This is a genomic window from Caloramator sp. Dgby_cultured_2, from assembly GCF_028872215.1.
In the GTDB taxonomy this organism is placed as follows: domain Bacteria; phylum Bacillota; class Clostridia; order Clostridiales; family Caloramatoraceae; genus Caloramator; species Caloramator australicus.
Genome location: NZ_CP118396.1, coordinates 490302 through 505002, shown reverse-complemented (window position 1 = coordinate 505002; position 14701 = coordinate 490302). Strand labels below are relative to the sequence as shown.

Annotated in this window: 10 protein-coding genes and 8 pseudogenes; all 18 read right to left on the bottom strand. The window is 35.2% G+C overall.

Features of this window, described 5'->3' with window-relative positions; translation table 11 throughout:
• Position 1 precedes the first annotated feature (1 nt).
• Positions 2-1233, bottom strand: a pseudogene (fabF, locus tag PWK10_RS03340) (beta-ketoacyl-ACP synthase II).
• A gap of 12 nt (positions 1234-1245) precedes the next feature.
• Positions 1246-1984, bottom strand: a pseudogene (fabG, locus tag PWK10_RS03335) (3-oxoacyl-[acyl-carrier-protein] reductase).
• A 358-nt stretch (positions 1985-2342) separates the two neighbouring features.
• The gene (locus PWK10_RS03330) at positions 2343-2720 is read right to left on the bottom strand and encodes an ACP S-malonyltransferase (protein WP_274767373.1); all 378 of its coding nucleotides are present in this window, start codon (positions 2718-2720) and stop codon (positions 2343-2345) included.
• A 58-nt stretch (positions 2721-2778) separates the two neighbouring features.
• Positions 2779-2910 (bottom strand): hypothetical protein, encoded by a 132-nt coding sequence (locus tag PWK10_RS03325; RefSeq protein ID WP_274767372.1) that lies wholly within the window; start codon positions 2908-2910, stop codon positions 2779-2781.
• A gap of 1 nt (position 2911) precedes the next feature.
• Positions 2912-3866, bottom strand: a pseudogene (fabK, locus tag PWK10_RS03320) (enoyl-[acyl-carrier-protein] reductase FabK).
• A 14-nt stretch (positions 3867-3880) separates the two neighbouring features.
• A complete protein-coding gene (gene acpP, locus PWK10_RS03315; RefSeq protein WP_008908880.1) occupies positions 3881-4099 on the bottom strand; it encodes an acyl carrier protein in 219 nt (72 codons plus the stop codon).
• A gap of 61 nt (positions 4100-4160) precedes the next feature.
• Positions 4161-5128 (bottom strand): annotated as a pseudogene (locus tag PWK10_RS03310) (beta-ketoacyl-ACP synthase III).
• Between the two features lie 28 nt (positions 5129-5156).
• Positions 5157-5593, bottom strand: a pseudogene (locus PWK10_RS03305) (MarR family winged helix-turn-helix transcriptional regulator).
• A gap of 9 nt (positions 5594-5602) precedes the next feature.
• Entirely contained in the window at positions 5603-6097 is a 495-nt protein-coding gene (locus PWK10_RS03300; RefSeq protein WP_342455683.1) for a biotin transporter BioY, read from the bottom strand.
• Positions 6098-6332: 235 nt separating this feature from the next.
• Positions 6333-7720, bottom strand: a pseudogene (locus PWK10_RS03295) (ISLre2 family transposase).
• A 409-nt stretch (positions 7721-8129) separates the two neighbouring features.
• Positions 8130-8639, bottom strand: coding sequence for a carbohydrate ABC transporter permease (locus PWK10_RS03290; protein ID WP_274767370.1), 510 nt, complete (start codon positions 8637-8639; stop codon positions 8130-8132).
• A gap of 320 nt (positions 8640-8959) precedes the next feature.
• Positions 8960-9475 carry a carbohydrate ABC transporter permease gene (locus tag PWK10_RS03285; RefSeq protein ID WP_274767369.1) on the bottom strand — a complete coding sequence of 172 codons (516 nt, stop codon included), beginning with the start codon at positions 9473-9475 and terminating at the stop codon, positions 8960-8962.
• Positions 9476-9519: 44 nt separating this feature from the next.
• Entirely contained in the window at positions 9520-9906 is a 387-nt protein-coding gene (locus PWK10_RS03280) for a carbohydrate ABC transporter permease (protein ID WP_274767368.1), read from the bottom strand.
• Positions 9907-9953: 47 nt separating this feature from the next.
• The gene (locus PWK10_RS03275; protein ID WP_274768087.1) at positions 9954-10967 is read right to left on the bottom strand and encodes an ABC transporter substrate-binding protein; all 1014 of its coding nucleotides are present in this window, start codon (positions 10965-10967) and stop codon (positions 9954-9956) included.
• A 249-nt stretch (positions 10968-11216) separates the two neighbouring features.
• Positions 11217-12232 (bottom strand): annotated as a pseudogene (locus PWK10_RS03270) (LacI family DNA-binding transcriptional regulator).
• Positions 12233-12265: 33 nt separating this feature from the next.
• Positions 12266-12595 (bottom strand): glycosyl hydrolase family 65 protein, encoded by a 330-nt coding sequence (locus PWK10_RS03265; RefSeq protein WP_342455682.1) that lies wholly within the window; start codon positions 12593-12595, stop codon positions 12266-12268.
• Positions 12569-13578 (bottom strand): annotated as a pseudogene (locus PWK10_RS03260) (glycoside hydrolase family 65 protein); the annotation flags it as partial. The pseudogene PWK10_RS03260 and the gene PWK10_RS03265, both read right to left, overlap by 27 nt.
• Positions 13579-13954: 376 nt before the next feature.
• Positions 13955-14545, bottom strand: coding sequence for a hypothetical protein (locus tag PWK10_RS03255; protein ID WP_274767367.1), 591 nt, complete (start codon positions 14543-14545; stop codon positions 13955-13957).
• Between the last annotated feature and the right edge of the window lie 156 nt (positions 14546-14701).

Genomic DNA, 14701 nt, shown 5'->3' with positions numbered 1-14701 from the left:
ACTATATCTTTTTGAATATAAGGCAGGCATTGTGACCTCCAAACCCAAAGCTATTTGAAAGGGCATAGTTTACCTCTCCCCTTCTTCCTTCATTTGGAACATAATCAAGGTCGCACTCTGGATCCCTCTTTTCATATCCAATAGTTGGAGGAATAAAGCCCTCCTCTATAGCCTTAACACAAACGATTGCCTCGATAGACCCTGCAGCACCTAAAAGATGTCCCGTCATGGATTTTGTTGAGCTTATTGGGATATTCTTTGCATAATCACCAAAGACCTTCTTTATAGCAAGGGTTTCAAGTTTGTCATTTAAAGGTGTGCTTGTTCCATGGGCATTTATATATGATATTTTTTCTTTTTCTATATTGGCATCTAAAAGGGCCATCTCCATCGCCCTTGAGGCTCCTTCTGCTTCCTCATCCGGTGCCGTCATGTGATATGCATCGCAGGTAAATCCATATCCTACAACTTCGGCGTATATCTTTGCTCCTCTTTTTATAGCATGCCCATATTCTTCTAAAATTAAAATCCCTGCCCCTTCCCCCATAACAAATCCACTTCTTTCAAGGTCAAAGGGGATACTTGCCCTTTTAGGGTCGTTTGAATTAGTAAGGGCTGTAAGGTTTGTAAATCCCGCAAGGGCAAGGGGAGTTATAGGTGCCTCAGCACCTCCTGCTATTGCAACATCTAGATAGCCCATCTGAATATATCTAAAGGCTTCACCTATTGCATTAGTTCCAGAGGCACAGGCAGTAACAACCGATGAACAAATTCCCTTTGCACCAAATTTAATAGCAACGTTTCCCGCTGCAAGATTTACTATTGCCATAGGAATAAATAGCGGTCCTACCTTGTTAGGTCCCTTCTCCAAAAGATTCCTATGCTCCTTTTCGATGGTTAAAAGTCCACCAATTCCAGATCCTATCACAACTCCAAATTTATTTTTATCTATTTCTTCTACATCAAGTCCTGAGTCCTTAACAGCTTCGATGGATGATGCTACTGCAAATTGACAGAATCTATCCATCCTCTTTGCTTCTTTTTATCCATATAATTGTTAGGATCAAAATCCTTAACCTCTGCTGCAACCTTCACTTTAAAATTCTCTGTATCAAAGCTTCTTATATAGTCAATTCCAAGCCTTCCTTCCCTAACTCCTTTAAAGAAGGACTTAGCATCCTTCCCTATAGGCGTTATCGCTCCAAGTCCTGTAACAACAACTCTTCTTTTCATCTTACTCACTCCTTACATTACCATGCCACCATCAACGTTTATGACCTGACCTGTTATATATGAAGCCATATCTGAGGCTAAGAATGCTGCAAGATTCGCAACATCCTCAGGATTTCCAAGTCTTTTTAAAGGAATTAATTCCATCATCTTTTCCTTTATCTTTTCTGGAAGCTTTCCAGTCATATCGGTAACTATATACCCAGGTGCAATTGCATTAACAGTTATATTCCTTGATGCTATTTCCTTTGCAACAGACTTTGTAAGACCTATAAGGCCTGCCTTTGATGCAGCATAGTTTGCCTGTCCTGCATTCCCTATAATGCCTATTACCGATGATATGTTTATTATTCTTCCGCTTTTTGCTTTATTAAAAAGGCAATCCTGCCTTTATAACATTAAAGGCACCCTTAAGATTAACATCTAAAACCTCATCAAAATCCTCAAGGCTCATGCGCATTAGAAGGTTATCCCTTGTAATTCCTGCATTGTTAACTAAAATGTCTATCTTTCCGAATTTTTCAATAGCAGCCTTTACTATATTTTCTGCATCACCATAGTTTTTAACATCGCCTTGGACTAATAAAACCTCTGAACCATAGCCCATTAGCTTTTCCTCAAGTTCCTTTAAATTATCTTGAGAAGTCCTATAATTTATAACCAAATTTGCACCTTCTTTTGCAAACTTTTCTGCAATTGCCCTTCCTATCCCCTTTGCAGCTCCTGTAATTAATGCAACCTTTCCCTTTAACATTCAACCACTCCCAATTCCTTTAAAGTTTTTTCAAGGGATTCTATATCCTTAACGTTTAAAGTTTTTACCTTTCTATCAATCTTTTTGATGAATCCTGTTAAAACCTTTCCAGGTCCTAACTCTATAAATGTATCGACACCAAGCGTCTATTAAATATCTTATGCTATCCTCCCAAAGGACAGGACTTATCATCTGAAGTTTCAAGGATTCTCTTATATTTCCATCGAGGGGCTTTGCAGTTTCATTAGCAATTATAGGAATTGAAGGATTTTTAAACTCAAACCCTTTAATATTCTCATAAAAATGTTTGACGCTTCCGTCAAAAGTTTTGTATGAAAAGCTCCACTTACCGAAAGCCTTACAAATTTTCCTTTTTGTTTTCTACAAGCTCCTTTGCAACTTCCAGTGTCCTTATGTGCCCTGCAATTACCGTCTGCTTTGGACAATTTAGATTTGCTATGCTTAAAAATTCTTCCTGTTGTGCTCTTTCTACTATTTCCTTTACTTCATCTAAATCAAGTCCTATAACTGCAGCCATTCCATGATTTCCTTCTTTAAAGGAATTTTGCATGAGGCTACCTCTTAACGCAACTATTTTTACAGCATCCTCAAAGCTTAAAACATCTGCAGCAACAAGGGCTGAATATTCTCCAAGGCTAAAACCTGCAACATAATCAGCTTTTATGCCATACTTTTTAATGCTAATAGGGAAGCTATGCTTACTGTTAAAATACATACCTGAGCATTTTCAGTTTTATCAAGCTCCTCAGAAGGTCCATTAAAACAAAGATTTATTATGTCTTTTTTGAATGAAGATTAGCTGAATTAAAAATTTCCTTAACATCGTCGAACTTTTCATGAAGCTCCCTTCCCATGCCTACGCATTGGGAACCCTGTCCTGAAAATACAAACGCGATCTTACCCACACTAATCCTCCTTGATATAATTTTTAACCATATTTTTTATAGTATCCTCTGCACCCTTTACCAAATCCTCTATTATTTCACTACATGTTTCTTCCTTCTTGACAAGTCCTGCAATCTGTCCTGCCATCACTGAGCCATTTTCAATATCTCCTTCCTTAACCGCTCGCTTTAGACTTCCTTTTCCTATTTCCTCAAATTTTTCAATATCAACGCCTTCCTTTTCCATCTGAAGCATAACCCTCGCAAGTTTATTAAAAAGTATCCTTACAGGATGCCCTGTAAATCTTCCGGTTACAACAGTATCGATATCCTTTGCCTTTAAAACCATCTTTTTATAGTTTTCATGGACAAGTGCATTCCTTTGCCACTAAAAACCTTGTTCCTAGCTGAACACCTTCAGCACCAAGCATTAGGGCTGCTGCAAAACCTCTTCCATCTCCAATTCCTCCTGCTGCTATAACTGGAATATTGACTGCATCAACCACTTGAGGAACTAAGGCCATCGTTGTAAGCTCGCCAACATGTCCTCCAGATTCTCCTCCTTCTGCGATAATAGCATCAGCACCATATTTTTCAACCCTTCTTGCAAGGGCAACTGAAGGAACAACGGGAATGACAATAGTCCCATTCTTTTTCCAAAGCTCTATGTATTTTGACGGATTTCCTGCCCCTGTTGTTACCACCTTAACCTTTTCTTCCGCAACAATCTTGGCAACCTCATCAGCATATGGACTTAAAAGCATTATATTTACTCCAAAGGGCTTATCTGTAAGTTCCTTTGCCCTTCTTATTTCCTCCCTAACCCATTCTGCTGGGGCATTCCCTGCAGCAATTATTCCAAGGCCTCCTGCATTGGAAACTGCTGATGCTAAGGTAGCATCAGCAATCCAAGCCATTCCACCCTGAAAAATAGGGTATTTTGTCCCTATCATCTTTGTTATTCTTGTTTCAAACATTTCAATTCCCCCAATTAAATTCTTTCTTGTATGTAGTCAACAACATCCTTAACAGTATTAAAGTTTTGTCCTTCTTCAATTTCAATTCCAAATGCATCTTCAACATTCATAACAAGTTCAACAAGGTCCAATGAATCAAGTCCTAAGTCCTCAAAGCTTGTTTCTAAACTGATTTCTTCCTTTTCCATTCCCATGTTTTCTGAAATTATTTCCCTTAATCTTTCAAATACCATAATTACTTCTCCTTTCATTTGATTTTCAAATATTTTTATTTTCAAAATATATGGTATTAAATTAAACTTCTAAAAGGGCCGCACCCCAAGTTAATCCTCCGCCAAAGCCTACAAGGATTATTTTATCACCCTTTTGAACTAGACCTTTTTATATACTTCATCTAGGGCTATTGGAATGCTGGCTGCAGAAGTGTTGCCATAATGCTGTATGTTTATATAAAATTTTTCAAAGCTTACTTTAAATTTCTTTGCTGCAAATTCTATTATCCTTATATTAGCTTGATGTGGGATAATTAATTTTATGTCATCTAAACTTAAATTGCTGTCCTTTAACACCCTTTCTATGCTGTCGACTATAACCTCAGTTGCAAACTTAAAAACTTCCCTTCCATCCATAAATATATGTGATTTTGGTTGTTCCTTAGAAACTATTGGATTATTTACTGAAATTGCAGGTATTTTTAAAAGTTTTCCCTTTGAACCATCAGAGGCAATAAAGTGATTGATTATTCCTTTTTCTTGGCTTAGCCCTAAAAATGCTGCTCCTGCACCATCGCCAAACAAAACGCAGGTATTTCTATCCTTCCAATCCACAACCTTTGATAAAACCTCTGCCCCAACTATAAGGGCATTTTTAACGCTGCCACCCTTTATTATGGATGTTGCAATCGACAAGGCATACAAAAACCCACTGCAGGCTGCGTTTATATCAAAGCAGGCAGCCCGTAAGGCTTTTAGCTTTTCCTGTAGCATGCAAGATACCGAAGGCGTAAAATTATCTGGCGTTACCGTCGCTGCGATTATAAGCTCTATCTCCTCAGGATTTATCTTTGCACCTTTTATCGCCTCTATTGCTGCTTTATATGCTAAATCCGATGTATCCTCACCCTTTGATATATGCCTTGTTTTAATTCCAGTTCTTGTTGTAATCCATTCGTCATCAGTTTCAACTATTGAGCTTAAAAATGAATTATCAAAGATGCTTTCAGGAACATAACTTCCGGTTGATAATAATTTTACATTTCTCACATCTCATCACTCTTTTCTTAAAATTAGGTCATATTTTTTCTAAAAACTCCTTGAGTTTCTCAAGAGAACTAATGAGAATCTTTTCTTCCTCTTCCGATAGTCCATCGATAATACTTCTTATCATCTCATGATGGAACCTTTCATGAAGCTTGTAAACAAGCTCGCCTTTTTTGTTAATCTTACAAAAACAACCCTTCTATCCTCTTCTGATCTAAACCTTTCTGCGTATCCTTTTCTTACTAATTTATCAACCATTATTGTAAGGGTCCCCATTGTAACCTTTAAATCCTGTGCAACCTCCCCCATCGTCCTTTCAGTAGCTTTCCCTATTGCCTCAATGGCATGAACTTCAGTTATTGAAAGGTCTGAAAGCTCACCGCTTTTTAAGGCGTTTTGTTCAATCAGCAAGATATCATTAAAAATATCCACAAGAAGTTGATTTAATACACTGTAGGACTTATCCATCAAATCACCTCAAAGTCTAATATTTATTCTTTTGTTTACTTCAACGGATATAAAATATGCTGCTACTGTCTTTATTATATCAGGAATTATAAATGGAATCATCCCTATCTTTAGCGCCTTATCAAAGTCCATCCCTGTCACATACTTTAAATAGGGAACTCCGATGGCATATATAAAAAATACGCAAAGTATCACAATTAATAGATCTAAAATCCTGTTTTTAAAATTTACCCCTTTTCCTAAAATAAAGGCCGCTATTGGAAAAGAGATTAAATATCCCCCAGTAGGCCCAATTAATACTTCTAATCCTCCCCTTCCGCCTGCGAAAACAGGAAGTCCTACAGCACCAAGTAATATGTAAACTAAGCAAGCTACAGCCCCTTCCTTTGCTCCTAATAATAAACCTGCTAAAAATACTCCAAAGGTTTGTAAGGTTATAGGAACAGTTCCTATTGGAATTGAGATAAAGGATAAAACACTCAAAATTGCTGCAAACAGAGCAATCTTTGTAATTTTTTAATTGGCAAATTATCTTCCTCCTTTATTTTGATAATCAAATATTTTTATTTTCAAAATTTATTTTAGTATATTATATTCCACAAGTCAATATATTATACTAAATTAAAATAAAATAAAAAGGCTGATTGATCAGCCGATAGTGTCAAGATATTGTAGGTTAATTTTTTATAGACAACCCCCTAAAATGTTTAAAATCAAGACTTTCGTAAACTTTTAAACTTTAAATTATATTTTCATATTTAATTGATTTTAATATCTTATACATCGGTGTTACTTTTCCAATGTTTAATATTGTTATATTATTTATTCCTTCTCGTGAAGAATTATTTATTCTTTTAATTGTTTCTTTTATCTTCTTTTTATTTAATCTAAATGTTTCAACATCTTCCTTGTATATACTTATTTCCCTTAAATTACCTCCATTCCTGCTAAATACCCTTAGCTTTGCCATTATCTTTAATCCCTCTTTACTCCATCCTAATGGCCTACTGCTTAATCTCGCTGATAATACATGGCTTATATGCCCTTCTGCACTGCATCCTATTACATCCTCGTCCTCTTTATATATTACTATCCCTTCCCAGTTATTTAATATATATCTCCTTGCTTCTTTTGCTCTCTCCTTTTCTGTCTTAGTTTCTGCTATATTTATTAACTCCTTAAATATCTCCCTTAAAACCTTCTTATCCCCTTCATTTATCGCTCCCCATATCTTTTGCCTATATTCTTCTCGCTTTGCTGTCCCTCTTATTATGTATTTGTTCAAATGATATCTATCTAATACAAATTTCGCTTTCGGAATCCATTCCATTCCTTCCTTTATCCATCTTGCTCCATCTCCTGCTATGTATATCTTTTCTATGCTCTCTATTTCATAATTGTCATACACATAATTCGCTACATCTATCCATATTTCTTCAGCTTCTACACCAACGTATGCTTTGTAATATACATTCTTTAATTCGTTTCTCCCATTTTTGCTTTGCCTTCCTTCATGTATATATACAAGCCTTGGCATCTCCTTCTTCCCATCCTGCAATGCCACATGATCCTCATCTGCTTCTATGTATAGCACCCTTACTTTCCTCTTTTCTTTTACTTCCCTTTTACTTCTACTTCTCCTACCTGTCTTATTGCATTAAATACTGTCTGTCTACTTAGTTTCTCCGGACATGTTATTTTACTACTCTCCTCATAGGACATATTAATTGCGTTCTCCACCAGCTTTATCTTTACTTCTTTATCTACCTTCTCATGTTTGCTTATCCCTATAATTTCATCAAGTAAATATCTATATTCCCCATTCTTCTTAGATTTGTAATACGTTCTTGCATATTCTATTTCGCCTAGCATTGTTACAATCTTTTTCTTGTCTTTCCTTTCTACTACCCATCCCTTTTTCCTTTTTTCATCTTCTTTAATCGTTTTATCTAATTCTTCTAAAAAGTCCTTTATTATGTTTGCTCCTAATTCATCAGTCATTTTTTTAACTACATCAACAAGTTTTGTTAGATCCCATTCTTTTGATATAGTTTCTTCAACATTTTTTATTAATTTAGTAGTGAAATTTATTAAATGTTGTTGTATAATATTATTCAAAAGAGACACCCCTTATTGGTTTGTGTGTTTTTTCACTTTTATTTTATCACAGGGGTTGTCTCTTTTAAATTTTTGTCTTTTTCGTCCTACAATAATTTTACACTATGGATCAGCCTCACAGACTGTAGACAAACTCTCATCGGTGTTTGGACTTTGCAAGAGCCCCGTGAATGGATTTCAAAAGGCATCTCTCATGAGCTCTAGCAATTCTTGCTTTTCGACTTTTCAAAAGTCCGTAATTCTGCACACGGACGTGCAGAGCCGAGTGGCCGACACGGATGTCGACTCACGAGGGTAGGACTTTGAAAACAAAGAAAAGCTTAGAATTGCTTAGCGAAATGAGCGAATGCCGGGAAATCCTTCACGGGGCTTATCAAAAACAACTTTTTCAACAGTCTGAAAGGCTGATCGATCAGCCTCATTCCTTTAATCCTGTAGTTGCAATACCCTTTATAAAATTCTTTTGGAAAATTAAGAATATCAATATCGATGGAATTGATAAAATCATAACACCTGCTAATACCTGATCCCAGAATTGATAATATTGTCCATAGAAGGAGTTAAGCCCAACTGGGAGTGTATACATTTCTTCAGATTGAGCCAAAAGGCTTGGCCAAAGAAAGCTATTCCAATTCCCTGTAAACATTAAAATAAATTGTGTAGAAAGTGCTGGTCTTGCAAGAGGTAAAACTATTCTAAAGAATATTCCAAATCGACTAAGTCCATCTATCATAGCAGATTCCTCGATGGCTTTAGGTATTGTTGTAAAAAACTGCCTCATTAAAAATATTCCAAATAAGCTTGTTAAAAAGGGTATTGTAAGCCCTTTATAAGTATTAACCCACCCAAGTTTGGATAAAAGGATAAATGTTGGAACCATAACAACCTGCCCTGGAACCATCATCATACCAAGGATTGCTAAAAACAAAGCCTTCTTTCCCGGAAATTGATTCTTGCAAGGGCATAACCCGCCATTGAGTTAAATAGTATATTCCCAAGAGTAACTAAAAGAGCAACGTATATACTATTAAATACCCATCTTGCAAAGGGAAATTCCTTCCATAAAAAATATAATTTTTCGCTGAAAGCGTTTTGAAATCTATGTTAAAATTATTGATTTCGCTGGTAGGTTTAAAGGAGGTTATAAAACTCCATAAAAATGGGCCAAGACAGATCACTGCATACCCTACAAGAATTAAGTAGAACAATACCTTGGACAATTTAAAACCCTTTTGCATCAAATCACCCCTAAAACTCAGTTTCCTCGCCGAAGAACTTTCTTTGTATAAGAGTTAAAATAAAAATTATTGCAAATAATATAAATGCTATTGCACTTGCATATCCCATCTGAAAATCTCTAAAACCCGTTTTGTATAAATAAAGCACTACCGTCATAGTTGAATCAAGAGGTCCTCCTGTTCCATTGGATACAACAAAAGCTTGATCAAATACCTGGAACGTTCCTATAAGGGATACGACTAAATTAAAAAATATAGTAGGCTTTAAAAGAGGAACTGTAATATATAAAACTTCTTGTATTTTACTTGCACCATCTATCCTTGCCGCTTCATATAAAGACATAGGAATATCCTGAAGGCCTGCAAGGAAGATAACCATATAAAGACCAACTGAAGACCAAATTGCCATCATCATAATAGTTGGAAGTGCAAGCCTTGTGTCACCAAACCAATTATATGGTGGCAAATTGAAAAAACCCAAAATTTTATTCAATATTCCGTCTGTTTTAAATATGAATAAGAACATAACCGAAACCGCAACGGTAGAGGTAACAGTTGGAATATAATAGGCTACTCTAAAAAAGTTTTACCCTTTATGTTTGAATCCACTATGAGTGCTAAAACAAGGGCAATAAAAAGCTGTATTGGAACAACACCTAACGAATACAAACTAGTGTTTAAAAGGGCCCTTAGAAAGGTTGAATCTTGAAATGCATTTATATAATTCGATAAACCCACCCATGGCGCCTCAAACATGCTGACCATATCAAGATAAGAATACTCTTTAAAGCTGAGCATAAAAGCAACTAAAAGCGGTCCAATAAAAAACACAGCCGCCGATATGACGAATGTCAATACAAACAGCCATCCTTCTATTTTTTCCCTTCTTTTTAATCTTTTCATTGTCATAACTTTTGTTTTAGAAGGTGCTACATTTGTTTTAACCTCTAGGCTCATTTAAAGACCTCCTTTAAAAATGGGAAGCGGAAAACCGCTTCCCTGTATTATTTTACTTCCTTAATAGCCTGATCTAATGCAGTCTTTGCATCCTTAACCTTCTTATAGTATAACTTTTCACAAGCCTTATTTAGAGCATCAAGAATCTTTGAGCTCTTTATACCAAATTGATATACTTGTGAGTATTTTACCATGTCAACAAGTGGCTTTCTTTCTGGGTATTTAGCAGTATAAACACCACCCATTGAAATTCTTGACGGAATAGCAAGACCGCTTTCAGCAGTCATTGAGAGTGCCTGTCTTCCTGTTAAGAACTTAATAACTTCAGCAGCTTCTACCTTATTCTTTGTTCTTGCGCTCATCGCATAAGCAACTGTAAATACCAAATCTCCTTCCTTATCTCCCTTTGGTAATCTTGCAATTCCATAGTTAACATTTGGTGCTGCATCCTTCATGAATGGAATCATCCATCCACCTTCTATAACCATTGCTACCTTCTTTTGTGCAAGGGCATCTCCATTCCAGCTAACACCAAGTTCCTTTGGAGTTGCTGCATAGCCCTTCTTTAACAATGAAACATAGAAATCTAATCCCTTGGCAGCTTGTGGTGTATTAAATACTGGCTTGTCTCCATCATTTATCTTAGCACCTGATTGGAACATAAATGGAATAAATCTTGCAGCATCTATTGATAATGATAACCCCTTTACACCATTCTTTGTAAGCTTCTTTGCAGCTTCTTCAAGTTCCTTCCAAGTTGTTGGAGCCTTTGTAATCCCTGCTTCTTTAAACATATCCTTATTGTAGAACAATACTAATGTATTGTAATCCTTTGGTAGACCATAAATCTTTCCACCACTTGTAAAACCCTTTAATAGCGGCGGTTCAAAATCCTTTACGTCGTTCTTGTCAAGATAACTATCAAGTGGGGCTATTACCTTCTTTGCTATGTATGCAGGTGCTTGATAAACATCAAGATAGAATACATCTGGTTCTGTTCTTGATGCAATTTTTACTTGCATCACTTGGTTATAATCCCCTGTTATAACTAATTTTTGAATTTTAATGTTTGGATAAAGTCTTTCAAATTCTTTTATTTGGTTGTCGAGAAGCTCAGATTCTGCAGGAGATGAGGCCCATACTCCTAACCTGATAACCTTTTTGTTGCAGCATTAACCTTTGCAGGTTTAAATGTGCTTCCTGCAAAAAGTCCAACCGCCATTACAGCAGCTGTAAAAAGAGCGATTAACTTTTTCATGTGGATCCCCCTTTACATTTTTATTTATTTTTACCCATTAAGGGTAATAAACTTAAATATTCTTTGTAGACTCCCTAATTATTAATTCTGGTTGAATTATTACTCTTCCAATCCTTTGACCTGATATCATATTAATTAGGACATTTGCTGCCGATTCTCCTATTATAGCTGTGTCTTGTCTAATTGTTGTTAGCTTTGGATTGGTAAGCTGTGCAAGATATAAATCATCAAATCCAACAATAGAAATATCATCCGGAACAGAATATCCTAAATTGTTAAGTGCGTTCATTACCCCTATTGCCATAAGGTCACTTGCGCAAAAATTGCTGTTATGTCCTTATGATTTTTAATTAGCTCCTCAGCCGCCTTTTCTCCTCCTCTATCTGAGAAGTCTGCGTAGACTATAAGCTCTTTATCAATTGGAATATTATATCTATTCAATGCTAAAAAGTAACCATCAAGTCTTTCAAAACTTACAAAGGCATCCTTGTGCCCATTTATCATCGCAATCCTTTTATGACCTAATTTAATTAGATGCTCAACTGCCATAAAGGCACCTTTTACGTTGTCTACTCCTATACATCCAACATTTGGATTATTTATATATATATCATAGAGGACGCAAGGATACTGAAATTCATTTAATTCCTTATAATACTCATCGGTAAGCTTTAGCCCCATAATAAATGCACCATCTATTTGTTTCTCTTGATATAATTTAGATAAAGTTTGAGATTTTTGCATATCACTACTTGTTGATAAAAGAACAGTTTCAAAGCCCTGTCTGTCTGCAGCATTTTTAAAGGACATGAGCATTTGAAATACAAGTGGATTTAGCATACCAGTTTGGTCATAATCCTCAACAAGCATCCCAATTCTAAAGTTCTTATTTGAACTTAAACTTTTAGCAATAAGATTTGGTCTATACCCTAATTCTTCTGCAACTTTTAAAATATATTCTCTGGTTTCCGGGTTAATATCGCTATAATTGTTAAAAGCCCTTGAAACGGTGCTTACAGAAACACCAGCTTTTTTAGCAACATCTTTAATTGTAACAATTTTTTCCATTGGAATCCTCCCTTCTGCAAGCACCATTTAGGTTTAGATTCTTGAAACTTCAAGTAATTGATTTTGTTTTATGCTATACTTATTTCCATAAACCTTTACTTCATTATCCATATCTGAGAATATCTCTACTTTATCTTGTTTAACGGTGACTTTGATAATAGATCCTCTCCAATTTATCTTATACGATAATTCTTCCCAATTTTCTGGTATCCATGGATTGATGTTTGGTATTTCATCATGGTCTATGCTCAATCCACCAAACCCAAATACAGCGCTCTGCCATGAGCCTCCTGTTGATGCAGCATGAAGCCCTAATGCTGCATTTCCTTGATTATCTTCAAGGTCAGTATATATTGTTTTCATAAAGTATTTATATGAATTGTGGGTATCACCAACAACAAGCCCCATTATCGAATACATAGATGGACTTAATGAGGATTTATGCATTGTTCTTTTTTCGTAGTATTCATAGTTTATCTTCTTGCTTTCCAAGTCAAACTCATCACCAAGAAGAAGCATAAGCATAACAACATCGGGTTGTTTTATAAGTTGTGTATCGTGAAGTTTATACCCCTTAAGGTCTGGCCACTTTGGCATTCCATTTTCGTCATATTCTGTAATTGGAATATCCAAAAGGTTAAAATAGCCTTCAAACTGCTCAATAAGCTTTCCATCCTTCGCCATCGGGATGTATATAAGCTCTATCTTCTTTTCCCATTCTTCAAAATCAGCATTTGATAATCCCAATTTATTACATAGTTTGTTGAGTAAAACTGGATTTTCTATCTTTAACATTTCAACAAGCTGAAGCGCTTTTATCATATTCCATCTTGCAAGATAGTTTGTATAAACATTGTTATTAACATGCTCGTGGAATTCATCAGGTCCTATAACTTTGTTTATTTCATATCTATTTTTTCTTTGTTATATTCAAGTCTACTGTTCCAAAATTTAGCCGTATCTAAAATTATTTCTATACCATAATTATCAAGAAAATCTTTGTCCATTGTTGCTCTATAATATTCCCAAATAGCAAATGCAATATCTGCGTTTATATGAAACTCTTCATCTCCTGTCCATATTCTTACAGGATTTCCGTCATAGTCAAATCCCCACTTTGGCGTAACCTCAATTCCATCATCGGCAGATTCCCACGGAAATTGAGCTCCTTTGTAACCATTTAATTCAGCATTTTTTCTTGCACCATCCAAAGTATTATATCTATACATAAGTAGCGCCCTTGCAACCTTAGGATTAGTGTATATGAAGAAAGGCAGCATAAATATTTCAGTATCCCAAAATACATGTCCTTTATACCCTTCACCATGAAGGGCCTTTGCAGCGATGCTAACTTTATCATCACCATCGTAGGCTGAAGAGGATAATTGGAAAAGATTGAACCTTAATCCTCTTTGAGCTGCATCATCTCCCTTTATTTCTATATCGATTTTGTCCCAAAGGTTATTCCAATATTCTATATGCTTGTCCTTTTCAGATTCGTAGCCTTCCCTTATAAAATTAAAAGTTCATCCTTTGCTTTGCTTATTATACTTTCCTTTGTATCCCTTGATGTATAAGTTACACCGTATTTAACTACTATGTATTCTTTTCCTTCCTTTACAAAGGATTCATAAACTTCCCTTGCAACTTCTCCAAATCTTCCAAACTTTCTTCTTATAAATATATTTCCTGATGGATTTTCTGAAAATAAAGTAGTTGCTTCTATAACTCGTATTTTTTATCAATTGTAATACTCTTTAATGCTATCCCTGGTTTTAAATCTAATACATCCTCTACATCAAAATGTTTTGTCTTTAGAAAAGGATCTAAAGAACTATTTGTAACTGTCCCATCTATTATGTTTTCGATAAACATTTTAGATGAAAAATTAACAGGCGTTATTTTATACTTTGCTGCCCATCTGTGGACATTGTTTCGGCTGACGAATTTTTCAACTTCGACTTTTACAATTCGTCTACTTTGAAGCTTTAAAAGATATTTAGAATATAAAATTCCTTCCTTCATGTTAAGATTTCTTTCAAACTCTAAAACCTCGCTGTTATCTATATCTAACTGCTCATTATCAAAGTATATATTTAATACCAATGGGTTTTGACAGTTAACAATCTCAGTAACCTGTGCATCGTTCTTATCAAAAACTCCAGCAATAAAGTTTCCGCATTCTCCTTTTTTAGAAAAGTCCTGAACTCCTCTAAATCCCCTATAGCCATTTGCCAGAGTATAAATTGTTTCATATTTTCTGTTTTGGCTATTATCGTATTTTTCTAACTTAATCTCCCAAAGTGACTGCATCCCTTTACCTCCTAAAATTTTCGTAAACGTTTTTGTTAATTTTATTATAAAATAGTCAGAAATTAAATTCAATACTTAATTTTCTTTTTTATATCATAAAATGTTAGATTTTTATACAATTTTTTTATTTATTTCGTTCATTTTTTTATTTATTAC